This window comes from Streptomyces coacervatus, from assembly GCF_029223485.1.
In the GTDB taxonomy this organism is placed as follows: Bacteria; Actinomycetota; Actinomycetes; order Streptomycetales; family Streptomycetaceae; genus Streptomyces; species Streptomyces coacervatus.
On sequence record NZ_JARHTP010000020.1, the window covers coordinates 219,480 to 242,191 of the forward strand.

The following is a 22,712-nucleotide window of genomic DNA, read 5'->3' on the forward strand; positions in this document are numbered from 1 at the left end:
GGGGGCAGCGTAAGCGGCGCCCGGTCCGCACGGGGCCGGGCGCCGCCTGTTGCCACGACCGCCGCTATACCCCCTTGGCGACCTGCAGGTAGTAGATGGCATACAGGGCCGCGCTGACCAGGCTCGTCTGGATCCACTGCCGCGTGTTCTTGTCGAACCGCCAGATCTTGTAGGCGCTGTCAGGAGAGTCGCTGTGCTGCCCGCTCAGCATTTGGTTGTACCGCTTGCTGCCCTGGCCCCAGGTGTTCTGCATGTCCACGTAGTGGGGGTCCAGACCGGTGGGGTGCAGGTCGTCGGCGTTCAGGAGGCCGAAGTAGTTCATGATGGGGCGGAACCGGGTCGCCTCCGAGACGGCCTGGGCCATCGTCAGCACCGCGTGCGCCCTGTCTCGGCGGTTGCCACCCCTGATCAGGGTGTACACCGCCTGGTCGAAGTTGTGCGGGTTGTACTGCATGTTGTAGCGCGTGACCCCGGCCGCCTGCTCGAGGTCGTTGTAGTTCTCGCCGAAGCCCGCGGACTCGCTGTTGCTCGGCATGTCCTGGTCGCGGTCCAGGTAGTAGTAGCGCTCGTGGCCGCGATCACCGCCCCACCAGCCCATGACGTACAGGTCCGAGGCGCGCAGCCGCAGTGTCACGAAGCGCTGGTTGTGCTGGATTTCGACGTCGACGTTGATGTACCTGCGATTGGCGCCCGCGTCCGTGTGCATGATGCGGTAGCCGGTGCCGGGCACGGATTCGTGGTGGCCGCTGTTCACGGCCCAGCGGATGGCGCCGATGAAGTTGAGGTAGCTGTTCCTGTCCCCGATCTTCCATCTGGGGTTGCCCGCCGCGTCCGCGCTCTGCACCGCGCCGAGCGGCCCGAGCAGCGTGGCGACGACGGACAGCAGGACGGCGGCGACGATCGATCCGACGGTGATCCTGCGGGTGCGGTGCCGGGGCGTCGGCAACAGGTCTGTGTGGGACATGCGCTGTTCTCCAAGGGTGCGGAGTGCCGGTAGCCGGCCTTGCCCCATCGACGTTCGCAACCGGAATGTTGATTGGCATGTCCCTTTTGCCAGGTGAATCAACCGGCTTGCCAGGTACGTCGACCGTCGGCGAACGCGGAGCGGCCGCCGACGCGACAGGGGGGAGTGTGCGTCGGCGGCCGCGGTTGGGGGGTGGCGCGTGCAAGAGCCTGGCAGGCGGGGAGTTGATCGGCACCCCCGTTCATCGGGGCAATCAATCAGGCGATCAATCAGGCGTACGGGTCGAACGTGATGTCGCTCGGCTTGGCCTTGTTCAGGTGGTCGGCGAACTTCGAGTCCTGGAGCGGGAAGTTCGCGCTGCCCCAGTCGGAGGCGTTCATGATGTCCCGCAGATTGGACGCCATGTCGGACCAGCTGATCAGGTTCTCCTGGTGCCAGGCACCGGTGTCGTTCTCCGGCGTCTCGCCCCACTTGGCGAAGCGGAAGGCGTGGGTGGACGCGCCGTCCTTGTGGTAGACGGCCTCGACGCGCTGGCCGTCCATCGGGACGTCGGCGATCGGGTGGGTGCTGAAGCCGCCGTGCGCGGAGGCGGACAGGTACGCCGGGGTGGACGCGCCGTCCTTGACCCAGACGACCATGCACTCCCAGTCGTGGCGGTGGCCGATGCCCGGGGAGGCCTCGTCCTTCTCGAAGTAGCTGGCGTAGATGATCCCGCACCAGCCGTTGTTGCACTTGGACCGCGAGTAGGTGTTGGCGTGGCCGAGGTGGCCGGAGCGGCACTCGCCGGTGATCGAACCGGTCGGCTTCAGGCCGCCGTTGAGGTTGCCGCTCGGGTCGATCGCGGCGGCCGGGTAGCAGCTGTCCGAGTCGTAGTCGTAGACCGGCTCGAAGTTCTTCTCGAACGAGGTCGCGTTCTCGGGCAGGTTCTGCAGTACGCCGGCCGAGGCGCTGCCCGGCAGCGCGAGGGCGAGAACGGCGGCGCTGCCGGCCACGGCGGCGGCCCTGGCGAGGCGGTGGGGCCTGGTGCTGCTGACTGCTGGGGGCATGGGGGGCTCCAGTCGACGGTCCACTCGTAACTCGTTCCGGACATGACATCCGGGTGCTCGGGACGAAGACTGGTGCAAGCCGAGAGATCAATGGAAGGGCTTTCCATCAAACTGGAGGCGGATTTTCGCCGAACTGATCAACGCCGGACAGGGTGTGGTCGCCGACGGAACGGGAGGTTCCGGACGAAGCCGTACGACGGGCGAGTCGGCGGCCGGGGCGGTGGCCGGGGAGGACAGCGCGGACGCCGCGATCGCTGCGACCAGGGCGGACGAGACGAACGCCGACAGGGCGAGATGGCGAAGGACGCTGGCGTACACGGGGTGCTGTTCTCCTCGGTTGCGACATCACGGTGGTGACATCACGACCGAGGTTCGCAACCGGAACGTTGATTGGCACGTCGCTTTTGTCACAGCAATCAATTCCCCTGAACCGGTTCCGCGTTATTTGTCCGGACGTTAGGTTGTCGTCACTCCGGCTGCATACGAAGGCGTACGAAAGCCGCGAGTAGCACAGCAAGTGGTACAGAGGGGAGCGCGCAGTGGGCCGACCCGAAAGACCTGTGGATCCCGAGGCCGGTCCCGTACAGCGCCTCGCCCATCAACTGCGCGAGCTGCGCAAGGCCGCCGGCAGCCCCTCGTACCGGGCGATGGCCGAGACCGCCGGGTTCTCCGCGACAACGCTGTCCCAGGCCGCGGCCGGAGAGCGCTTGCCCTCGCTCGCCGTCCTGCGCGGGTACGCGTGCGCGTGCGGGGCGGATCCCGGGGAGTGGGAGGCCCGCTGGAAGGAGGCCGAGGCCGAGGCGGCGGGCACGGCGCGCGAGGAGGAAGAGGACGTGCCGCCGCCGTACCGGGGCCTCAACCGGTTCGAGCCGGACGACCGGCAGCTCTTCTTCGGCCGGGACCGGCTGGTCGAGAAGCTGAACCGGCTGGTGTGCGACCACCGGTTCGCGGTGCTGTTCGGCGCTTCGGGCAGCGGTAAGTCGTCGCTGCTCAGGGCCGGGCTCATCCCGCGGCTCAGGGACGAGATCGCGACCCGCGGCCGGCCGGCGGTGCTGCGCGTCCTCACCCCGGGAGACCGGCCCGCGGACCGGTACGGCCATCTGCTCACGCCCGCCGAGGGGGAGCCGGAGAGCTGGGTGGTGGTCGACCAGTTCGAGGAGGTCTTCACCCTCTGCCGGGACCGCGCCGAGCGGGCCCGCTTCCTCGACCTGCTGCTCGCCGCCCGCGACCCGGACCGCCGGCTGAAGGTCCTCATCGCCGTACGGGCCGATTTCTACGCCCGCTGCGCCGAGCACCGCGACCTGGCGGACGCCCTGCACGGCGCCGGGCTCCTGGTCGGCCCGATGACCGCCGACGAGCTGCGGGACGCGGTGGTCAGACCGGCCCAGGCGGTCGGGCACCTGGTGGAGCGGGAGCTGACCGGGAAGATCGTCGAGGAGGTCCTCGACCAGCCCGGCGGCCTGCCGATGCTCTCGCACGCCCTGCTGGAGACCTGGCGCCGGCGCAAGGGCCGGATGCTGACGCTGGCCGCGTACGAGGCGGCGGGCGGGGTGCGCGGCGCGATCGCGGCGAGCGCCGAGGAGGTGTACGGGCAGCTGACCGCAGTGCAGCGGGGCGCCGCCCGCCGGCTGCTGCTGCGCATGATCGAGCCCGGCCGGGGCACCGCCGACACCCGCCGCCCCCTCACCCGCGCCGAACTGGACGAGTGGGCCGACCCCGAGGTCCCGGCGGTGGTGGAGCGGCTGGCCGGCGCCCGGCTGCTGACCGCCGACGAGGAGGGCGTCCACCTCGCCCACGAGGCGCTGATCACCTGCTGGCCGCGGCTGCAGGAGTGGATCGAGCAGGACCGCGAGCGGCTGCGCGGGCACCGGGCCCTGACCGAGGCCGCCCGCACCTGGCTGGAGCACGACCGCGACCCCGGCGCCCTGTACCGGGGCACCCGGCTCGACCGTGCCGAGGAGCACTTCCCGGACCATGAACGGGACCCGGCGCTGACGGCGACGGAGCGGAGGTTCCTGATCTCCGCGTTCGCGGCCCGCGACGCGGAACACCGGGCTGCCGCCCGTTCCACGCGCCGGGCCCGGACCGCGGTCGGCGTGCTGGCAGCCGTCCTCGTGGTGGCGCTGGTCGCCGGCCTGGCCGCCTGGACGCAGCGCCGGGACAACCAGCGCCGGAGCACCGAGGACGCGGCCCGGCGTATCGCCGCCGTGGCGGACGGCCTGCGGACGACCGATCCGCGCACCGCCCAGCTGCTCGGCGTCGCCGCCTGGCGCACGGCCCGGCTGCCGGAGACCCGCGGCGCACTGCTGGGCTCCCTCGCCCAGCCGGAACTCGACACCTTCAGCGACCCGGCACCGGGCGAGGACCCCGCGCGCTACCTGACCGATTCCGGCCGTACGTTGCTCAGCGCCGACGGCCGCGACTGGCGCACCTGGGATGTGACCCGTCACCGGCGCACCGCCTCCGGGCGGCTGCCGGCGGGCAGCCGGGTGGAGGGGGCGAGCCCCGACGGGCGGCTGCTCGCGGTCCGCCGGAACGGCGTGCTGCAGCTGTGGGACACGGCCGCCCGGCGGTGGCGCGGCGACCGTATGCCCGCGACGACCGTCGTCGACTTCACCGGCAGCAGCTACCTCGTGAGCGCCACGGACGGCAGCACGGTGCAGCTGCGCTCCGACGCGGACGACCGGCTGCTGTTCACCGTCCGGGCGGGCAGCTCGGCGGAGGTCGCGCCGAGCACGGACGGCCGGCTGCTGGCCTACTGCCCCGAGGGCGGCGACGCGGCACAGGTCAGGGACCTGCGCACAGGGCGCACACTGCACGGCCGCTGGGAACGGGACCCCGCCATCTGCGGCCAGGAGCAGTCGCTGCTCGTGCTCGGCGACGGCGAGCGAAGCGAGATGGGGGTCCCCCCGGCCGAAGGCTGGGGGAGGCTCGCCGCCCAGACCCCGACCGGCGTGCATGTCTGGGACGTCCGCTCGGGCGAGCAGGCGGCCGAGCTTCCGGACGCGGGCGTGAAGTACATCGCCCTCAGCCGCGACGGCAGGCTCCTGGCGACCGCCGACGCGGCGGAGATCCGGATCTGGCGGCCTGGCATCCCGGCCCCCGTTTTCCGGCACTCCCTCAACAACCAGCACCTGTACGGCGGTCTCGTTTGGGACGACAGGCACCCCCTGCTGCGCTATCTGGAAGGCGGCACCGTGCACACCCTCGACGTCTCGGCCGCCGTGACGCGCAGTTGGCAGGACCAGCCGATGGACGCCGTGCGCCTCAGCCCCGACGGCCGCACCCTCGCCACCGTCCGCCGCACCGGCGACCACTACCGCGCAGAACTCCGCGCCACCGGCGACGGCCGGCTCCTGCGCACCCTCCCCGCCCCGCAGCTCCCCACCTCCACCGACCCCTCCTCACCGGTGTTCGCACCGGACACCACCGCGCTGCTGGCGTTCACCCCCGACGGCAAGGCACTCGTCTACGGCATCTCGGCCCCCAGCAGCGACACGTCCCGGCAGCCCTTCACGGTCTGGGACCTCGCCCGCAGCCGCGTCCGCGCGACCCCGGACCTGGCCACGAAGAACTCGACCGCAGCGATCGGGGCGATCGCTTCCGCCCCCGACGCCCGCACCCTCTACGCCACCCGCTCCTCCCTCAGCGGCAAGCCGGCCACCGAGGTCTGGGACCCGGCACGCGACCGCAGAACGGGGATCCTCGCCTCCCTGTCCAGCATCCACCTGGCGGTGAGCCCCGACGGCAGCGTCCTGGCGGGCGACAACCGGACCACGGCCCTGCCGGCCGGCCAGGTCACCGCCCGCGACCTGGTCCAGGGCGACGAGATCGGCGCCCTCGCCTTCGCCGCGGACGGCTCGCTGTTCGCCGCGGGCGACCAGACCGGCCGGGTCGCGCTGTGGGACGGCAAGCTGAAGGAACGCACCGGCATACTGCGCAGCGTCTTCGCCGCCCTCCCGGACGGCGTCGGAGACGCGGTCTTCGGCGACACCTCCGAAGCGGTCAGCGCCCTCGCGATCAGCCCCGACGGAAAGACCCTCGCGGTCGGCGGCGAGTCGGGCAGCCTCCAGCTGTGGGACATCGCCACGCAGCAACCGCTCGGCTCACCCCTCACGACATCCGGCGAGCAGATCGACACGGTCGCCTTCAGCGCCGACGGCACCACGGTGTACGCGGGCAGCGACCACGTCCCGCTCCAGCGGTACGGGATCGATCCGACGCGGGCGGTGCAGACGGTGTGCGCACGGGCGGGCGGGGCGGGTCTGACGCGGGCGCAGTGGAAGACGTATCTGCCGGGGGTGCCGTACCGGAAGGTGTGCGGGGGTTGATTCGGGTTGATTGCCCTGATGGGAGGGGTGTCCGAACAACTCCCCGGCTTCGACGATCGTCCCGTCGCTGCGTTCCTTCCGACGGGAGACCACACCCATGAAGCTCAAGCAGCCCGGCCGCCGCAGACTGGCCCTTCTGGCACCCGCCCTCGCCCTGCTGACGATCCCCTTCTCCGCGGGGTCGGCCAGCGCGTACAGCCCCGGCTGGGACCCCAACACCCACCCGGACCCGATCGGCGCCTGCAACGGCCGGGGCCCCAGCATCAACCTGTGCCAGTACCACGAGGTGAACGCGTGGACGGCGCTGGGCAAGCGGCACCAGGCCAGCAACGTGTCCAACAACTGCGCGGGCACGGACCCCCAGACGTACCAGGTCAACTGGAAGTACACGACCAACAGCTCGTACTCCTACGCGAACACGCAGAGCCTGGAGGTCAGCTTCGGCTTCTCCAAGGACCTGGAGGAGGGCATGAAGGCCAGCACGTCGAGCACCGAGACCTGGACGGTGGGCGACCAGCGCGAGGCCGGCTCGGTCATCACCAACACCATCCGTCCCGGATACGCGGGCGCCTACTGGTTCGCCCCGTACGTCCGGCACTCCCAGGGCTGGGTGGAGGTCCACTACAACAAGAAGCAGTTCGGCCACTGGGACTGGTTCTACCCGTACAGGGGGTCCAACCAGGTCCACATCGACACGCCCGTCGCCTGGTCGGACGGCTCGATCAAGGGGCAGCTGTACTGGGCCACCTGGAAGTGCTGACCGCTAACCCGCGTGGTGGTGAACCTGCTGTACCTGGCCGACCGGGCCCGGGGCGTCCGCCGCCCTCGCCGGGCCCGCGTTGGCTGCCAGTACCAGTGCGGCCACTGCGACGAGGGCTGCGCCGAACCCTCGGGCGTAACGCTCGGAGATGTGTCGGAGCACGGCAACCTCTCAACAGCGTCTCAACAGTGTTGTATTAAACGCGCTTAAGACGCCGTTTAACGTAGGGGTCGGCAGGGCCCAACGGCAAGAGGTGCAGGGGGAGTTGTCGTGTCCGACCGTGACGATCCGGTGACCATCGGTCGCAGAGTCCAGCAATTGCGGTCCGAACGCGGGCTCACCCAACGACAGTTGGCGGAGCCCGCCTACACCCCCGCGTACATCTCCACCCTGGAGGCCGGCCGGGTCCGCCCCTCCGACGAGGCGTTACGGCACATCGCCGAGCGCCTGGGGATCGCGTACGAGGAGCTGGTCACCGGACGTCCGGCCCGCCTCGCCACCGACCTGCGCCTCAGGCTGACCGAGGCCCAGCGCACCCTCGCGAGCGGCGAGGCCGAGCAGGCGGCGGAGCAGTACACCGCATTGCTCGCCGAGGCCGAGGGCCATGAACTCCTCGACGTCCAGGCCGTAGCCCTCCTCGGACTCGGCGACTGCGCCCTGGACACGGGGGAGTTGGAGGCCGCCCGCCAGTACTTCGAGCGCACCGAGCAGGCCCTCGCCGACGTACCCCTGCCCGCCCGCGTCCCCGCCCTGCGCGGTCGTGCCGTCTCCCACTACCTCGCCGGTGAACTCCGCTACGCCGTCTACCTGTTGGAGTCCACCCTCGACGAGCTGAACCGCGGCGGACTGCACGACCCGGACGCCCTGCTCCTGCTCTACGCCAGCATCATCGGGCCCTACATGGACATGGGCGCCCACGCCCGCGCCGCCCAGGCCGCCGAGTTCGCGCTCGCCCTCGCCCCGCAGTCCGGCGACCCCGCACTCGTCGCCCGTATGCACCGCTCGGTGGCCCGCACCCTGCTCGCCGAGGGCCGCCTCGCCGAGGCCGACGCCTCCCTGGCCAAGGCCGCCGAGCTCTACCGCACCCTCCAGCTGCGCACCGAACTCGCCAACTGCCACTGGATGCGCGGCTATGTCTACGCCCAGAACGGCGAACTGGACCTGGCCGAAGGCGAGTTGAGGCAGGCGCTCACCATGCTCTCCGAGGGGCGCGCCGCCCTCTACAGCAGCCAGGTCGCCGTCGAGTTCGCCGACGTACTGCACCGGCGCGGCAAGTCCGACGAGGCCGCGGCGCTGCTCCACGGCGTGCTCAGCGACATCGGCCCCGAACGGGGCGCCCTGCACTCCGCCGCCGCCCATCGCCTCCTCGGCATCATCGCCGAGGACGCGGGCGACACGGAGGATGCGGAGGAGCACTATGTGCGTGCGCTGAGTCTGTTGGAGCGGGCGGGGGCAGCCGGTGACCTGGCCGACCTGTGCCGCCTGCTCGGCGATCTGCTGCGCCGCACCGGCCGGGTGGAGGCGGCCCTGGACGCGTATCGGACGGGGCTTGGCCACCGTACGGCCCCCGGTACGACGACCTTGGGGCCGGCCCCGGCGCAGCCGCCGCTGTGACGCCAGCCCAATAGGGGCGGATTCGCCGTTGGCGGGTGCGGGTTCGTCGTGGCTGGTCGCGCAGTTCCCCGCGCCCCTTTGGGGGTGGCTGCCCACAGGCTCTTCTGGGGCCGTTCCGGAGTTGCCCACAGGTCCGGGCGGTTGGCTTTCCGGGGTGTCAGCAGGGCGAGTGGGACGGGCGGTGGGCGACGGGCTTCGGCTGGCCGGGCGTGGGCTTGTGTATGCCGTTCTCGGCGGGGTCGCGCTGATCGCCATCGCGACCGTCGTGTCCGTCCTCGGGCCCATGGTTGCGCTCGACCTCTACACGCCGCCGGTGGCCGCCTGGTGGACCGTGTTCACGGCGATCGCCGTGCAGGGGATTCCGTTTCTGCTGCTCGGTACGGTCGTTTCGGCGGCCATCGGGGCCTTTGTGCCGGAGAGGGTGTTCCGCCGGCTTCTCCCCCGGAACCCGGCCCTTGCAGTGCCGGTGGCGGGGGTGGCGGGAGCCGTGCTGCCCGGGTGCGAGTGCGCGTCCGTGCCGGTGGCCGGGAGCCTGATGCGGCGCGGGGTCGCGCCCGCGGCCGCCCTTGCGTTTCTGCTGTCGGCTCCCGCGATCAACCCCGTGGTGCTGGTGGCCACTTCGATCGCCTTTCCCGGCCGGCCGGAGATGGTGCTCGGGCGGCTCGTCGCCTCCCTCGCGACGGCGGTGGTGATGGGCTGGCTGTGGGCGAGGTTCGGGCGGGACGAGTGGCTGCGGCTGCCCGAGCGGCATGCGCCCGCGGCTTTTGGGCTGCGCGCCTTCGGCGCCGGGCTCCAGCACGACTTCCTGCATGCCGGCGGCTTCCTCGTGCTCGGCGCGGCGGCCGCGGCGACCTTCAACATCGTCGTCCCGCGGTCCGTGCTGGACGTCTTCACCGGTTCGGCGTGGCTGTCGGTGCTGCTGCTCGCCGTCCTCGCCGTCGTGCTGTGCGTGTGCAGCGAGGCCGACGCGTTCGTCGCGGCGTCGCTCAGCGGCTTCCCGCCGACCGCGCGGCTGGCGTTCATGGTGGTGGGGCCGATGGTGGACCTGAAGCTGATCGCCTTGCAGGCGGGGACGTTCGGGCGGTCCTTCGCCGTGCGGTTCACCTCCGTGACCTGGGTGGTGGCCGTGGTGAGCAGCGTGCTGGCGGGGTGGTGGCTGCTGTGAGGCGGTACGGCCCTGCCGCGCTGCTCCTGCTGACGGGCGGCGCGGTGCTGCGCATCACGCTCTTCGGCGACCTGTACCTGAGGTATGTGCAGCCGGCCCTGCGGCCGTATCTGATCGTCTCCGGTGCGGCACTGATGCTGCTGGGCCTGACGACGGGCCTGACGACAGCCGCCCACCATGATGGTCATGGTCATGGTCATGGTCATGGTCATGGCGTCGGCGGTCCCCGCGTCGCCTGGCTGCTCACCCTCCCCGCCCTCGCCCTGCTGCTCTTCCCGCCGCCCGCCCTGGGCTCCTACAGCGCCGGGCGGGACGCGGCGCAGCGGGCCGCGCAGGGCGTCGGAGCCTTCCCCGCGCTGCCGGCCGGGAATCCGGTCGAGCTGACCCTCGGCGAGTTCAGCTCCCGGGCGATGTACGACAGCGGACGGTCGCTGAAGGGCCGTACCGTCCGCATGACGGGCTTTGTGACGCACGGCGACGACGGCACCTGGTACCTCACCCGCCTCCAGGTCTCCTGCTGCGCCGCCGACGCCGGCACCGGCAAGGTGGAGATCCGCGGCACCGCAGCCGACGGGCCCTGGCCCGCCGACACCTGGCTGACCGTCACCGGCACCTGGCACCCCAAGGGCAGGCTGGGCACGGACGCGGCCTGGCCGCCGGTCCTCGACGCCACGTCGGCGAAGCAGGTGAAGCAGCCCGCGGATCCGTACGAGAAGCGGTAGTTCTTCTCGGCAGCCGGACCGGTCCCGGCCGCCGGACGGCGTTTCGGCCCCGAGGGCAGGGGTAGTCGGGCAGCGCCCCAGATGCAGGCCCCGCTGCGATCGGAGGAGGCGGTGGCCGTGGATGCCGTCAAGGCCATCGACGTGATCGCCGAGGTGGTGCGCGATGCCCGGCCCGGGGAGATTCCCGCCCGGTTGTGCGCGGTGGCGGTGAAGCTGCTCCCGGTGGTCGGCGCGAGCGTGTCGCTGCGCTGCAACGGGATACCCGTCCGGCTCGGCGCGAGCAGCGCGGAGGCCTCGTATCTCGCGGAGGTCCAGGCCACCCTCGGTGACGGGCCGTGGCGGTACGCCTCCCGGGCCGGCACCCCCGTGCTCGCCTGCGACCTGACGTCCGGCCGGGACGTGTACCGCTGGCCGATGTTCGCGCACCAGGTGACGGCCGCCGGAGTACAGGCCGTGTACTCGATGCCGCTGGGCGACGACTCGGTGACCGTGGGCACGCTCGACCTCTACCGCGACACGCCGGGCGAGCTGACCGAGCCGGAACTGCGCCGGGCACTGCTGGTGGCCGCCGTCATGACGCTGGCCCTCACGGCCCTGCCGCGGGAGGAGAACGGCAGCGGCGGTCGGGAGCCCTGGCTGGGCGGGCTGGCCACCGAACACGACGAGGTCTACCAGGCCATCGGCATGATCATGGCGCAGCTCGGCATCGACGCCGACGAGGCGGTGGCCCGCCTGCGCGCCCGCGCCTTCGCACAGGACCGCACCGCCCTGGAGGTGGCGCACGACGTGGTCTCACGCCGGGAGAGGCTGGACGTCGGCTGAACCACCCACGGATCCCCGTGATCTTCATGATCAGGGATCCCTATGATCGTGGCATGGACATACTGGGCTTTACCGTGGTCACCCTGGCCGTGCTCCTCGGCATCGGCAGCATCGAGAGCCGAATCTCCCGCGCGGAGAAGCGAACGGCCCGGGTCGAGCACAAACTCGACCTGATTCTGGACCACTTGGGGCTGCGCGAGCCGGAACCGTGGTCGGACGAGGTGGACGCACTGCTGCGGGACGGCAAGAAGATCCAGGCGATCAAGGCGTACCGGGAGGCTACGGGGGCGGGCCTGAGGGAGGCCAAGGAGGCCGTGGACAAGCTGGAGAAGCTCGGTTAGACGCCGGTCACGCCGATCAGACCCGCACCCGCGCCTGCTTCCGCACATCGGTCAACCGCTGCACACCCGCCTGTACGCACGCCTTCGTCGCGTTGGCGGACACGTCGCCCGGGCCGCCCTGGGTGAGGGCGATCGTGTCGTCGCCGACCCGGACCACGGCGACGTCGAGGGTGAGCACGGTCTGCTCGACGCCCGCCGTCGTGGTGGTGAACGTGACCCGCAGCCCCTGCCGGGCGTCCCCGGCGACCGGCAGCTCGGCCTCGCCGACCCGGACCCCCTGAACGGTGCCGCGCCCGGTCACCGCCGTGAACTTGCCGCACGTCTGCGGCAGCGTCTTCATCCACGTCAGCGTCCGGTCCACGTCCGCGGGCTTCAGCGACAGCACCTGATAACGCAACTGCGTCTGGTCCATGGCGTCGTCGAGCCCGGTCACCACCCGAGTCCCGGTTTCCGCGCCGAACAGGTCGTCGGCGTACAGCGCGTCGAGGAGCTTGCGGCATTCGGGCAGGTCGGCATGGGCCTTGAGCACCCCGTCCCGCCAGGTCGCGGCCCCCTGCGTCGGCGCCCACGGCGCCCCCAGATCCCCCTGGGTCAGCAGCGCGGCCTGGGCCTGCGCCTCGGTGAGAGGAGGGGGCGGGGCAGGGGTGGTCGCCGAAGGCTTCGCACTGCGCGCGGCTTTGTGCCCAGCGCTGTGCTCGGCAGTGCGCGAAGCCTTCGCCGCCTGCCCCTGCAGAGGCGCACCGACACACGCACTGACGCTCACCAGGGCTCCCGCGGACATCGCGGCGGCGACGAGGGCACGGGACGGGGTGCGGGTCATCGGGATCCTCCTGGCCACCTCAAGACCGGTTACGTCTCCAAGGGACCACCGCACACGACACCCCACCAGCGCGCCGGGCCGTCCGGGTTACGCCGACACCGCCGTCCCCGCCGCCTCGAACGTCCTGCCGTTGCACGGGACGCCGACGCCCAGCCAGGTGAAGGGCGTGCCGTGCGCGGTGTTCGGGTCGGCGGCGTCCATGAGCTGGAAGTGGACATGGGGCTCGGTGCTGTTGCCGGAGTTGCCGCACCGGCCGAGGAGCTGCCCGGTATGCACCTGGTCACCCGGGCGGACGGCGAGCGAACCACGCTTCAGATGGGCGTAGAGCGCATACGTACCGTCGCCCAGGTCGAGGATCACATGGTTGCCGATCACCCGCCGGGCACCGCCCAGCGAGCGGACGACGCTCTCGACGAGGAAGAAGTAGAGCAGCGCGAGCCAGGACGTGCGGCTGAGGTGGTCGCGCTGACGGTCCTCCGCAACGACGACGGTGGCATCGGCGACGGCGAGCACCTCCGCACCGAAGGCCGGGAAGGCCTCGCAGCGCCGGGCCAGGGGCCACCAGCCGAAACCCGGCCGGGTGCCATCGGCCGGTTCCGCCACGATGTCGATGGCGTACTTCTGACCGTAGGCCCGCGTGCCATGGCTGGGGACCTTGCTCGCCGGGCTGTTCAACGCCTTCCACCGGCCGGTGACCGGCACGGCGACCTCCACGGCTGCGGCCTCGGAGCCGGTCACCGGGTGCTCCTCGGCGTCGGCCGCCCGGCGGTTCACGCCGAAGCCGATCAGCACCCACAGGCCGAGCGGGATCCACGTCCACACGTACGGGAAGTCGACGAAGTAGCTCGCGACGAGCATCACCAGGTAGACCAACAGGCTTACCCGGGCAGCCAAGTTGAAGAATTTGTGCATGTCGTTCCCCCTTGAGTCGGCCGGGCGGGGTCAGCGCCCGGCGGCAGTCAGCATCACCAGCAGCGGTACGACGCGGTCGGCCGGCACCTCGTAGCGCCCGCGGGCGGCCGTGTGCAGCCAGCCGGCGGCGGTCAGCTGCCGCAGATGGTGGTAGATCTGGCCGGTGGTGCCCGTGCCGTCGAGCTCGGTGAGCTCGGCGGCGGTGCAGCGGCCACCGAGGACCTCGCGCAGCAGCCGTAGCCGTACGGGCTGGCCGAGCGCCGCGAACGACTCGGCCGCGTCCGCCCAGTCACCGTCCAGCACGGTGTCCGTGACCAGGCCGTACTGCCATTCGTAGCGCTTCCCGGTCGGCGTCCTGACGGCACCGGTGAACAGCACCCCGCCGTTGTCGGCACCCAGCTCGGCGAGCTGGTCCTTGAGGCCGTGCAGGGCCCACAGGTCGTCGCCGGGCTCCCGCTCCGGCGCGGGCGCGGGACGCGGTCGGTCGGCTGCCTGTTCCAGCGCGGCCAGCCGACGCTCCAGATCGACGACGCGCTGTTCGAGATCCATGCTCAGAGATTACGTAGTTACGTATTTTCTGGCAAGAGGGCGGCGAGGAGGCCGCCGTAAAACCCGTCGCACCCATCCCCACCCCCGCGCTACCGTCCCCCCATGCAGCGCGCCCACTCGTTCCTCACGACGACGCCGGAGAGTGTCCCGGCGCGCTGATCCATGGACTGGATGTCCGAAGCCCCGGGGCGAGTGCCCCGGGGCTTTGTCGTTCCCGATCGGGTCGCTCGCCCGTCACCGCGAGGAGAGAGACCGATGAACGAGACCATGCACGACCACCGTCGGCTCGGCCGTGAGCTGGAGTTGTTCGACACCGATCCGCTGATGGGGGCAGGGCTGCCGTACTGGCTGCCCGACGGTGCGATCGTGCGGCACGCCCTGGAGGAGTACGTCCGGGAGCAGGAACGCGCGGCCGGCTACCGGCATGTGTACTCGCCCGTCCTCGGCAAGCGTGAGCTGTACGAGATCTCGGGCCACTGGTCCCACTACAGCGACGACATGTTCCCGCCGATGGAGCTGGGCGGCGAACAGGTCGTCATGCGGCCCAGTCTCTGTCCCCATCACGCCCTCATCTACCGGTCCCGGTCGCACAGCTACCGCGAACTACCGCTCCGTATCGCCGAGTTGGGCGGCATGTACCGGTCCGAGCCGTCGGGGGTGCTGGGCGGGCTGACCCGCGTACGGTCCATCCAGCTCAACGATGCCCATATCTTCTGCACCCTGGAACAGGCGGTGGACGAGGCACGCAGCGCGCTCGAACTGATCGGCCGCGCCTACGCCGACCTCGGCATCCGCGCGGCCCGTCACCGCCTGTCCCTGCCTGGGGAGGGCGGCAAGTACGTCGCCGACCCGGAGCTGTGGGAGCGGGCCACCGGGCTGCTGGAGGAGGTGCTGGCGGGGGCCGGTGTCGAGTACGACGCCGTGCCGGGCGAGGCCGCCTTCTACGGGCCCAAGATCGACGTCCAGGTCGTCGACCCGGCCGGCCGCGAAGCCACCCTCTCCACCGTCCAGATCGACTTCCACCAGCCCGAACGCTTCGACCTGCACTACATCGGCGCCGACGGGGCGAAACACCGGCCGGTCATGGTCCACCGCAGCATCATCGGCAGCGTGGAGCGGGCGGTGGCGCAGCTGATCGAGGAGCACGGCGGCGCCTTCCCGGCGTGGCTCGCGCCCGTCCAGCTCGTCGTGCTGCCGGTGTCGGGGGCCCAGGAGGAGCAGGCGTACGACGTCGTACGGCGGGCCGTGGCACGCGGGCTGCGCGCGGAGGTCGCCGGTGCCGGGCAGGGCAGCCTCGGCGCCCGCATCCGGGCGGCGCGCCTGGTGCCGTACCAGGCGGTGATCGGCGAACGGGAGGCCGAGGGCGGCCTCGCGGCCGTACGGCTGCGGGACGGGCGCCGCCCGGAACCCGTACCGACCGCGGAGCTGCTCGACCGCATCGCGGGCCGGGTCGCGGCACGTGGCCCTGAACTCTGGGCGGATGCGTGACGCCACGGCCGGGATCCGGACGGCCGCGCGGCCCGGGCGAGGTACGTGCCGCCGAAGCCTGCGCTGCTGCGTAAGGTCACTCCTGAACAGCCGTGAAAGGAGCCCGCCATGACCGGTCAGCCCATCCCCGTGATCATCGACTGCGACACGGGTGTCGACGACGCCCTGGCGCTGCTGTTCGCCGTACGGCACCCGGGGCTGGACCTGCGGGCGGTGACGTGCGTGGCCGGGAACACGGACGTCGACGGCGTCGTCCGCAACACCCTGACCGTGCTGGAGGCGGCGGGCGCCGGGGACATCCCGGTCGGCCGGGGAGCCGAGCGCCCGCTGATCGAACCGGCGCGCTCGGCGCGGCATGTGCACGGCTTGGACGGCATGGGCGACCTCGGTCTGCCCGCACCCAACCGCAACCCCGCCGACGTGGACGCGGTCACCCTGCTGCGCCGCGAGATCCTCGCCTCCCCGCGCCCGGTCACCCTGATCCCCACCGCGCCCCTGACGAACATCGCCCTGCTGCTGCGCACCCACCCCGAAGTCACCCGCAACATCGAGCGGATCGTCTTCATGGGCGGAGCGGTGGCCACCGGGAACGCCACGCCCGTCGCCGAGTTCAACGTCTGGCACGACCCGGAGGCGGCCGCGGTCCTGCTCACCGCAGGAGTGCCGATCACGATGTACGGCCTCGACGTGTTCCAGCGGGTCGTCGTGCCGGGAGCGGACGTACGACGGCTGCAGGCGAGCGCGGAACCGGGCGCCCGGCTCGCCGGCCGGCTGCTCGCCCACCGTCCGGCCGCGCCCGACCCCGACGGCGACGACCCGGCCGGCGGCCTCGGCGACGCGGGCGCGGTCTGCGCGGTGGCCGACCCGGCGGGCCTGACCACCCAACGCCTCCCCGTCGAGGTATCCCTGGCCCCCGGCCCCTCCCGCGGCCAGACCATCGTCGACCGCCGCCCCCGCCCGGGCGAGTCCGAGATCCACGAAGGCGCACGCGAACAGGCCCTGGTGGACGTGGGGTTGGACGTGGACGTGGAGCGCTACGTGAAGCTGTGGCTGGCGACGGTCGAGGGCTAGGCAGTCGGCCGTACCGTCGCCCGCCGCGCCGTCAGGCTCTCACCGCACCGTCGGGCTCGGGCTGGCGTTCTGGCCGGTCGACGACTCGCCCGGCAGGACCGGCGGCTGGGTGGTGCTGTCCACCGGCGGGGTGAGTACCACCTGCGGCTGGCCCGCGACCGGCGGCGGCGGGGTCAGGTCGGACTTCGGCAGCTTCGGCGGGGTCGTCTCCTGGAAGAGGACCTGGTCGAAGTTGACCAGTCCGGTCTGTTCCATGACCGTGATGTGGTCAAGGACCGTCGCGTTCGCCTGGTCGGCCAGGGCCCGCACCACGGTGTTCTTGGTCGTCGAGCGGATGCTCGCGATCACATTGAAGATCGAACCGTGCGTCACGCGCAGGATGTTGGCGAAGTCCGAGTCGAACTGCTTGCCGCTGTCCGCGTTGAGTGTGTTGATGAAGCCCTGCTGCTGGGGGCTGGGCTGGTTGGGGATGGCGATGTTGAGCATCGTCGAGATCTTGCGGCAGCTGGCGTCCAGCGCCGCGTGCCCGTCGATCAGGTGCTTGCTCGCGATGAGGACCGCCTTGCTCTGCCCCTTCTTCAGGCCCATCTGCCCGACGGGGTACTCCCACAGCCCCGCCGCGCGCACCTTCACCACGAAGTCCCGGTCCGCCTCCGTCAGCGGCCCCCACTGGGTCTGCGCGACGAGACGCGACCCCGAGCTCGACACGGTGTTGACTCCGAGCATCGCGGGATAGGCGAGCGCGGCCAGGGTCAGACTGAGCGCCCCGCCCACGAAGAGAGTTCCCGTCGCATTCCGCGAAAAACGCACCGTGCCTCCTGCCCGGTCGAGTGTCCCGCCGGCGGACGGCGGGGGGTCGGACGGAGGGGAGTACGGATCAGGTTGGCGCGCGGAACCTTTTGGTTTGGTAAAAAGCGGGTGGTGTGAGGCAGGTAACGGGCGATGAGCCCCGCGCGGTTGACGGAATGTTGACCATTTCACGGGAGAGCCGAGACGAAACCCCGACCTAGATTCGACCCATGCCCCCACAGCCCCGGAACCCCTCACCGCAGCCCCGGAACGTCCCGACGGCCCTTCCCGTCCTCCCCTACCGCAAGCCCACCAAGGGCCGCGACTACTGGGTCCTGGACGACGTCCTGCCCGACGTGGACGCCGTACGGGAGCGCTGTCTCGCCAAGGACGACTGGGTCAAGGGGTACCCGTACACCTCGGAGACCTGGCCGGGCCTGCGCACCATGCCCGGCCTGGAGCCCGCCGAACTCGCCCGCGTCGAACGCCTGGTGAAGAAGTCCACCGGCGCGAAGGAACTGTGGGTACAGCAGGCCCCCGGCGGCGGCACCCTCAACCACAACTGCATCCAGGTCGTCGGCGAGGGCGAGAGCGAGCCGCGCCCGCACACCGACTCGCGTGCGCTGTGCCGTTACGCGGCGGTGCTGTATCTCAACCCCGACGTCTCCAAGGAGTGCGGAACCGCCTTCTACCGCCAGTCGCTCCCCGGCGGCCGGCTCGGCGGCAACATCGTGCAGGCCCCGCACAACAACCTGGTCGAGGCCCTCGGTACCCGGTTCGTCCCGGGGGACCACTTCGAGGAGGACGTACGGGTCCCGCACAAGTACAACCGCCTGCTCCTCTACAACGCCAACCTCGTGCACAGTGCGACGGGCTACACCGGCAAGACGCTGGAGGAGAAGCGGATGACGGCGGTGTTCTTCTGGATGGCCTGAGGTCCTGGCACGTCTGACGTACGTCCTGCGTGCGTCAGTGGTGCCCTACGCCCCCGCCGCCGAAGGAGCCGCTGGAACCGGGCAGCCAACGCCGGCGGTGCTGGTCCTTTCCTGTCCTGGTCGAGGACTTGTGGAGCTCGTACGGCATGAGCCGTTCCTTGCCCACCGCGTGCGGTACCTCGTCCGGTTCCCGTATCTCGCGCGACTCCCGGACGGCGCCACCGTCGGGGAGGTGGGGCTGTTCGTCCGGGCGGGGCCGCGGCAGTTCGCGGTCCCGGACCTTCATGCCGAACTGCACGGCCCAGATCAGTGCACCAGCGATGATCAGGCCACCGACAAAGGCGGCGAGCACGTTGAGTACCTCACTCGACGTGGCCGCAACAACAAACGTCGCAGTACTCATGCCCCCAATTATCACCGAAAGGGAGAGAATGGGGAGCCTTCGGTATTTCCGCAGGTCAGGGGCGCTCCCCAGGCTGCACAGGGGACGTCAGCCGAAGCGGCCGGCCACGTAGTCCGCCGTGCGCCCGTCCTGGGGGGTGTTGAAGATGTCGTTCGTCGCGCCCGCCTCGACGATGCCGCCGGGGGTGCCCTGCTCGGCGAGGAAGAAGGCGCACTGCTGGGAGACGCGGGCCGCCTGCTGCATGTTGTGGGTGACGATGACGACCGTGACCTGGCCGGCGAGTTCCCCGATGGTCTCCTCGACGCGGCGGGTGGAGGTGGGGTCCAGGGCCGAGCACGGTTCGTCCATGAGCAGGACCCGGGGTCGTACCGCCAACGCCCTTGCGATGCAGAGGCGTTGCTGCTGTCCGCCGGAGAGCGCGCCGCCGGGCTGGCGGAGGCGGTCGCGGACCTCCTTCCACAGACCGGCCCGGGACAGGGATTCCTCGACCAGCTCGTCCTTCTCGCGGCGGCTCGCGCGCGTTCCCGTCAGGCGCAGGCCGGCCACCACGTTGTCGTAGATCGACATCGCGGGGAACGGGTTGGGCTTCTGGAAGACCATGCCGATACGACGGCGGGCGTCCGTCAGGCGCCAGGAGGCGTCGTAGATGTCCTCGCCCTCGAACAGCACCTCGCCCCCGAACCGCGCCGCCGGGATCAGCTCGTGCATGCGGTTGAGCGTGCGCAGGAACGTCGACTTGCCGCAGCCGGACGGCCCGATCAGCGCGGTGACCTGGCCCGCGGGCATCGTCAGCGACACCCGGCTGAGCACCTGGTGGCTGCCGAACCAGGCCGATACGGAGCGGGCGTCGAGGCTCGCGGGGACGGTGGTCGCCACGACGGGCGGCAGGACGACCGTGTCGGCGGTCAGGGAGTCGGTCACGTCGGACACCTCACGGGATGCGGTCACAGCAGGTTGGGCAGGAGTTCGGTGGTGCGGGTGGCGACCTGGAGGCCCAGGACCGCGACGACCGGGGCGAAGACGATCCAGGTCTGGTGGCGGCCCCAGCGGTGCCAGGCCCAGACGGCGGCCACCGCGGCCAGCAGCAGCGCCTGCAGCCACATGACCAGGGGCCACGGCACTCCGCCGGGACGGGCCAGCGGCTCCTCGGAGCCCGGGAGCGTGCCGGAGCGGATGACCGCCGACGGGGTCTGGAACGGCGCCGACACCAGGTCGGCGTCCACCCGCAGGACGCCGGCCGGCATGAAGCGCGCCCCGGTGGCGGTGACCAGGACCAGGCGGCCCTTGCCGGCGGCCACGGCGGCGGGCGCCGGATCACCGGCCCGCCGTACGTCGAGGACCTGGTAGGCCGCCCGGCCCTGGCCGGTGGTCACGGTGAACCGGTCGCCCTCGGCCAGCGAGCCGAGCGTCCGGAAGGGGCCGCCGTAGGCCGCGGCGCGGCCCATCAGCACGCTGGTGCCGGCCTGGCCGGGCATCGGGGTGTCCCGGCGGTGCCCGGGACCGTCGGTCAGGACCGAGGAGTCGGTGCCCTCCAGGACGACCTGGCTCATCCCCAGCCTGGGGATGTCGATGAGCGCGACCGGCGTACCGGGCGCCAGCAGTTCGCCCTGCTGGTCGGTCTGGGCCACCGGGGCGGTGCCCAGGGCGAGCTGCTTGCGCAGTTCGTCGAACGCGGCGTGCTGCGCGGAGTGCTCCTGGGCGCCGCTGACCAGCAGCAGCTGCACGGTGACGCCGAGCAGCAGGGCGGCGAGGCTCAGCAGCCCGCCGCGCGCGAGGTGGCGGACGACGGTGACGCTGCGGACGCGCGCGAGCGTGAGGGGTACGGCGACCGTCACGGCGGCCCGCCTCCTTCGCAGGTCGGGGTGGCCGGGGACCGTCACCGTGACGGTCCCCGGCCACCGGGGTCAGGTGGACTTGATGGTGAAGTTCGCGCCGGTCTTGGCGCTCACCGTCGACGAGCCCGCGTAGTAGGCGTGCAGAGTGTGCGTGCCGCGGCTCAGCGTGGGCAGGGTGATGGTCACCGTGCCGCGGCTCAGCGTGCCGGTGGCGATCACACGGGTGCCCTCGTAGATGCGCACGGTGCCGCCCGGCGTGGTGCCGGTCGCGGTGACCTTCACGGTGACCTTGGCGTGCGCGGTGTGGCTGACCGAGGTCGGCGCGCCGGTGCTGACGGACGGCGTCGCCTTGGTGACCTTCAGGGAGGCGGTCGCCGAGGACGAGTACAGCTTGCTCGTGCCCGGGTAGGAGACGGTCAGCGTGTGCGTGGCGACCTTGAGGTGGTTCGACAGGGCGACGGTGACCTTGCCGGAGCCGTCCAGGGTGCCGGTGCCGAGGACCGTGGCGCCCTCCTTCACCGTGACCTTGCCGGTCGGGACGACACCGTGGCTGTCGGTGACGGTGACGGCGACCTTCGGGACCTTGCCGTACGGGGTCGTGGCGACGGTGGCGGCCGTGGTGCTCTTGTACTTGACCGTGCCGGTCCAAGTGGCCGCGGCACCGGCGCCGTTGAGGTTGTTGCCGGTGACCGTGGCGGTGTAATTGCCGATGGCCAGTCCGGTGAAGCTGTACGACGTCGTGCTCGCCGGCAGGTCCTTCGCCGCGACGACGGCGCCGTCCGAGCCGGTCAGGGTGACGCGGTAGTCGGTGAGCGGCAGAGCCGTGGCGGCCGGGGCGGTCCAGCTCAGCTTCACGCTCTTGTCGCCGGGCGTGGCCTTCAGGGCGGGCGCGGCGGGCGTGGCGGTGTCGACGGTCGACGACTCCAGACCGCCCTGCTTGGCGTGCCTGGCCAGGTTGACCGAGCCGTTGTACGGCTCGTTCAGGAAGCCGAAGTCGGCGATGACCTTCTCGGAGTCGTCGGTGGCCAGGGCGGCGCCGTGGGCGCCGCTGGTGACGAAGACGTCGTACAGGTCCTTGTCGAAGAAGATGCTCGTCGGGTCGATCGCCCGGGTCGGGACGACGTTGTAGACGTCGCGGCCGAAGGTGGAGTTCTCGTAGTAGCCGGAGACCGGGGCGAGCTTGCCGTTGACCGTGGTGACCGGGCTGGTGGCGCCGGTGTCGCCGGGCAGCTGCACCGTGGCCAGGTGGGCGCCGGCGGCGGCCGCGTCCTTGCTGTAGTCCGGGGCGGTGCCGTTGTTCTGCGCGATCCAGCTGCCGACGGAGAACGGCACGATGTCGCCGTCCTCGGTGAGCGCGGCGTTGCCCTGGTTCTCCTGGACGACCGGGATGTCCTTGTTGATCGTGCTGTTGTCGAGGCCGATCGCCGCGAGGAAGAACTTGCGGGTGCCGGAGTCGGTCTGCGGGATCTTCGGGTGCACGGCCACGCCGTTCACCGTCGGGTTGGCGGTGGAGTAGATGTCGTGCAGCTGGTCCTTCGTCAGGCCTTCCAGGCCCGAGCCGCGGACCGCGACACCGAGCGCGTCGCGGGCGAACGGGACGTAGGTGAGCGCGGTGCCGGAGACGGTCGGGCCGCTGGAGGAGCGCGCGAAGTCGACCTGGCCCTTGATGGCGACACCGTCGGCGTTCGGGAACTTGTCCCCGGTCAGCGAGTCGGTCAGGGCGAGGCGGCCCTTGCCGGAGCCGTTCGGGCGCAGGAAGGACGGGCCGCCGGAGCGGGTCTGGATGTTCGAGGCGGTGGAGCCGGTGCCGGGCTCGATCGCGTCGTAGGAGGCGACGCCCGCGCCGGCCGCCGACTTCACGGCGGTCGTGGCGTAGCTCTTGCCGTTGACGGTGTCGCCGGCGAGGGCGTTGAGCACGTCCTGGGTGGTGTCGGAGCCCACGCCGACCAGCTGGCGGAAGGTCCCCGCGGGGGTGGGATCGGCGTACGCCGGGCTCGAAAGAGCCATGCCGCCGGCCACCACGGCGGCGGCGACCAGCGCCGCCGTAGAGCGCGTTCTGCGCATCGAGAGTCTCCGTGACTGTGCGAAGGGGTGGATCTGGCAGGGTGGTACGGGCCGTCCGCCCCGACTGCCTTTCGGGGCGGG

Annotated in this window: 21 protein-coding genes; 10 read left to right on the forward strand and 11 right to left on the reverse strand. The window is 71.4% G+C overall.

Features of this window, described 5'->3' with window-relative positions:
• Positions 1-64: 64 nt before the first annotated feature.
• The 3 genes from P2Q00_RS39605 to P2Q00_RS39615 all read right to left on the reverse strand — a co-directional run bounded on the left by P2Q00_RS39605 (position 65) and on the right by P2Q00_RS39615 (position 2,328).
• On the reverse strand, positions 65-964 hold the full coding sequence (locus tag P2Q00_RS39605; protein ID WP_275779232.1) for a ribosome-inactivating family protein: 900 nt from the start codon (positions 962-964) through the stop codon (positions 65-67).
• A 269-nt stretch (positions 965-1,233) separates the two neighbouring features.
• Complete coding sequence (locus P2Q00_RS39610; RefSeq protein ID WP_275779234.1) at positions 1,234-2,010, reverse strand: NPP1 family protein; 777 nt, start codon at positions 2,008-2,010, stop codon at positions 1,234-1,236.
• Positions 2,011-2,097: 87 nt separating this feature from the next.
• Positions 2,098-2,328 carry a hypothetical protein gene (locus tag P2Q00_RS39615; RefSeq protein ID WP_275779235.1) on the reverse strand — a complete coding sequence of 77 codons (231 nt, stop codon included), beginning with the start codon at positions 2,326-2,328 and terminating at the stop codon, positions 2,098-2,100.
• A gap of 221 nt (positions 2,329-2,549) precedes the next feature.
• On the opposite strand from P2Q00_RS39615, the gene P2Q00_RS39620 reads away from it, so the two are divergent.
• The 7 genes from P2Q00_RS39620 to P2Q00_RS39650 all read left to right on the forward strand — a co-directional run bounded on the left by P2Q00_RS39620 (position 2,550) and on the right by P2Q00_RS39650 (position 11,765).
• Entirely contained in the window at positions 2,550-6,341 is a 3,792-nt protein-coding gene (locus tag P2Q00_RS39620; protein WP_275779237.1) for an nSTAND1 domain-containing NTPase, read from the forward strand.
• Between the two features lie 97 nt (positions 6,342-6,438).
• The gene (locus P2Q00_RS39625) at positions 6,439-7,101 is read left to right on the forward strand and encodes a hypothetical protein (protein ID WP_275779239.1); all 663 of its coding nucleotides are present in this window, start codon (positions 6,439-6,441) and stop codon (positions 7,099-7,101) included.
• 270 nt (positions 7,102-7,371) lie between these two features.
• Positions 7,372-8,715, forward strand: coding sequence for a helix-turn-helix domain-containing protein (locus P2Q00_RS39630; protein ID WP_275779241.1), 1,344 nt, complete (start codon positions 7,372-7,374; stop codon positions 8,713-8,715).
• A gap of 181 nt (positions 8,716-8,896) precedes the next feature.
• Positions 8,897-9,880 (forward strand): permease, encoded by a 984-nt coding sequence (locus P2Q00_RS39635; RefSeq protein ID WP_275779242.1) that lies wholly within the window; start codon positions 8,897-8,899, stop codon positions 9,878-9,880.
• Complete coding sequence (locus P2Q00_RS39640) at positions 9,877-10,602, forward strand: TIGR03943 family putative permease subunit (RefSeq protein ID WP_275779243.1); 726 nt, start codon at positions 9,877-9,879, stop codon at positions 10,600-10,602. The genes P2Q00_RS39635 and P2Q00_RS39640 overlap by 4 nt, the downstream gene beginning before the upstream one ends.
• 117 nt (positions 10,603-10,719) lie before the next feature.
• Complete coding sequence (locus P2Q00_RS39645; RefSeq protein WP_275779245.1) at positions 10,720-11,424, forward strand: GAF and ANTAR domain-containing protein; 705 nt, start codon at positions 10,720-10,722, stop codon at positions 11,422-11,424.
• Between the two features lie 53 nt (positions 11,425-11,477).
• Positions 11,478-11,765 (forward strand): ribosomal protein L7/L12, encoded by a 288-nt coding sequence (locus P2Q00_RS39650; protein ID WP_275779247.1) that lies wholly within the window; start codon positions 11,478-11,480, stop codon positions 11,763-11,765.
• Positions 11,766-11,781: 16 nt separating this feature from the next.
• On the opposite strand, the gene P2Q00_RS39655 is transcribed toward P2Q00_RS39650, so the two are convergent.
• The 3 genes from P2Q00_RS39655 to P2Q00_RS39665 all read right to left on the reverse strand — a co-directional run bounded on the left by P2Q00_RS39655 (position 11,782) and on the right by P2Q00_RS39665 (position 14,046).
• Entirely contained in the window at positions 11,782-12,585 is an 804-nt protein-coding gene (locus P2Q00_RS39655) for a hypothetical protein (RefSeq protein ID WP_275779248.1), read from the reverse strand.
• Positions 12,586-12,672: 87 nt separating this feature from the next.
• On the reverse strand, positions 12,673-13,497 hold the full coding sequence (locus P2Q00_RS39660) for a M23 family metallopeptidase (protein ID WP_275779250.1): 825 nt from the start codon (positions 13,495-13,497) through the stop codon (positions 12,673-12,675).
• A 30-nt stretch (positions 13,498-13,527) separates the two neighbouring features.
• On the reverse strand, positions 13,528-14,046 hold the full coding sequence (locus P2Q00_RS39665) for an ArsR/SmtB family transcription factor (protein WP_275779251.1): 519 nt from the start codon (positions 14,044-14,046) through the stop codon (positions 13,528-13,530).
• Between the two features lie 267 nt (positions 14,047-14,313).
• On the opposite strand from P2Q00_RS39665, the gene thrS reads away from it, so the two are divergent.
• Positions 14,314-15,534, forward strand: coding sequence for a threonine--tRNA ligase (gene thrS, locus P2Q00_RS39670; RefSeq protein WP_275779290.1), 1,221 nt, complete (start codon positions 14,314-14,316; stop codon positions 15,532-15,534).
• Positions 15,535-15,642: 108 nt separating this feature from the next.
• Positions 15,643-16,605 carry a nucleoside hydrolase gene (locus P2Q00_RS39675; RefSeq protein ID WP_275779253.1) on the forward strand — a complete coding sequence of 321 codons (963 nt, stop codon included), beginning with the start codon at positions 15,643-15,645 and terminating at the stop codon, positions 16,603-16,605.
• A 39-nt stretch (positions 16,606-16,644) separates the two neighbouring features.
• Here P2Q00_RS39675 and P2Q00_RS39680 read toward each other — a convergent pair whose 3' ends face one another.
• Complete coding sequence (locus tag P2Q00_RS39680; protein ID WP_275779292.1) at positions 16,645-17,379, reverse strand: DUF4142 domain-containing protein; 735 nt, start codon at positions 17,377-17,379, stop codon at positions 16,645-16,647.
• A 245-nt stretch (positions 17,380-17,624) separates the two neighbouring features.
• On the opposite strand from P2Q00_RS39680, the gene P2Q00_RS39685 reads away from it, so the two are divergent.
• Entirely contained in the window at positions 17,625-18,329 is a 705-nt protein-coding gene (locus tag P2Q00_RS39685) for a DUF6445 family protein (protein ID WP_275779255.1), read from the forward strand.
• 34 nt (positions 18,330-18,363) lie between these two features.
• On the opposite strand, the gene P2Q00_RS39690 is transcribed toward P2Q00_RS39685, so the two are convergent.
• From P2Q00_RS39690 to P2Q00_RS39705, 4 genes are all read right to left on the reverse strand, one after another.
• Positions 18,364-18,732, reverse strand: a complete 369-nt coding sequence (locus P2Q00_RS39690; protein ID WP_275779256.1) for a DUF6479 family protein — start codon at positions 18,730-18,732, stop codon at positions 18,364-18,366.
• 87 nt (positions 18,733-18,819) lie between these two features.
• On the reverse strand, positions 18,820-19,608 hold the full coding sequence (gene pstB, locus P2Q00_RS39695; protein WP_275779294.1) for a phosphate ABC transporter ATP-binding protein PstB: 789 nt from the start codon (positions 19,606-19,608) through the stop codon (positions 18,820-18,822).
• Positions 19,609-19,676: 68 nt separating this feature from the next.
• Positions 19,677-20,567 (reverse strand): sortase, encoded by an 891-nt coding sequence (locus tag P2Q00_RS39700; protein ID WP_275779258.1) that lies wholly within the window; start codon positions 20,565-20,567, stop codon positions 19,677-19,679.
• A 69-nt stretch (positions 20,568-20,636) separates the two neighbouring features.
• Positions 20,637-22,631 carry an Ig-like domain repeat protein gene (locus tag P2Q00_RS39705; protein ID WP_275779260.1) on the reverse strand — a complete coding sequence of 665 codons (1,995 nt, stop codon included), beginning with the start codon at positions 22,629-22,631 and terminating at the stop codon, positions 20,637-20,639.
• Positions 22,632-22,712: the final 81 nt, after the last annotated feature.

What these genes read in the sequence shown, in the direction of transcription:
- P2Q00_RS39605 (WP_275779232.1), bottom strand. Translation starts at nt 964, where the DNA reads ATGTCCCACACAGACCTGTTGCCGACGCCCCGGCACCGCACCCGCAGG.
- P2Q00_RS39610 (WP_275779234.1), bottom strand. Translation starts at nt 2,010, where the DNA reads ATGCCCCCAGCAGTCAGCAGCACCAGGCCCCACCGCCTCGCCAGGGCC.
- P2Q00_RS39625 (WP_275779239.1), top strand. Translation starts at nt 6,439, where the DNA reads ATGAAGCTCAAGCAGCCCGGCCGCCGCAGACTGGCCCTTCTGGCACCC.
- P2Q00_RS39650 (WP_275779247.1), top strand. Translation starts at nt 11,478, where the DNA reads ATGGACATACTGGGCTTTACCGTGGTCACCCTGGCCGTGCTCCTCGGC.
- P2Q00_RS39655 (WP_275779248.1), bottom strand. Translation starts at nt 12,585, where the DNA reads ATGACCCGCACCCCGTCCCGTGCCCTCGTCGCCGCCGCGATGTCCGCG.
- P2Q00_RS39660 (WP_275779250.1), bottom strand. Translation starts at nt 13,497, where the DNA reads ATGCACAAATTCTTCAACTTGGCTGCCCGGGTAAGCCTGTTGGTCTAC.
- P2Q00_RS39665 (WP_275779251.1), bottom strand. Translation starts at nt 14,046, where the DNA reads ATGGATCTCGAACAGCGCGTCGTCGATCTGGAGCGTCGGCTGGCCGCG.
- thrS (WP_275779290.1), top strand. Translation starts at nt 14,314, where the DNA reads ATGCACGACCACCGTCGGCTCGGCCGTGAGCTGGAGTTGTTCGACACC.
- P2Q00_RS39675 (WP_275779253.1), top strand. Translation starts at nt 15,643, where the DNA reads ATGACCGGTCAGCCCATCCCCGTGATCATCGACTGCGACACGGGTGTC.
- P2Q00_RS39685 (WP_275779255.1), top strand. Translation starts at nt 17,625, where the DNA reads ATGCCCCCACAGCCCCGGAACCCCTCACCGCAGCCCCGGAACGTCCCG.
- P2Q00_RS39690 (WP_275779256.1), bottom strand. Translation starts at nt 18,732, where the DNA reads ATGAGTACTGCGACGTTTGTTGTTGCGGCCACGTCGAGTGAGGTACTC.
- P2Q00_RS39705 (WP_275779260.1), bottom strand. Translation starts at nt 22,631, where the DNA reads ATGCGCAGAACGCGCTCTACGGCGGCGCTGGTCGCCGCCGCCGTGGTG.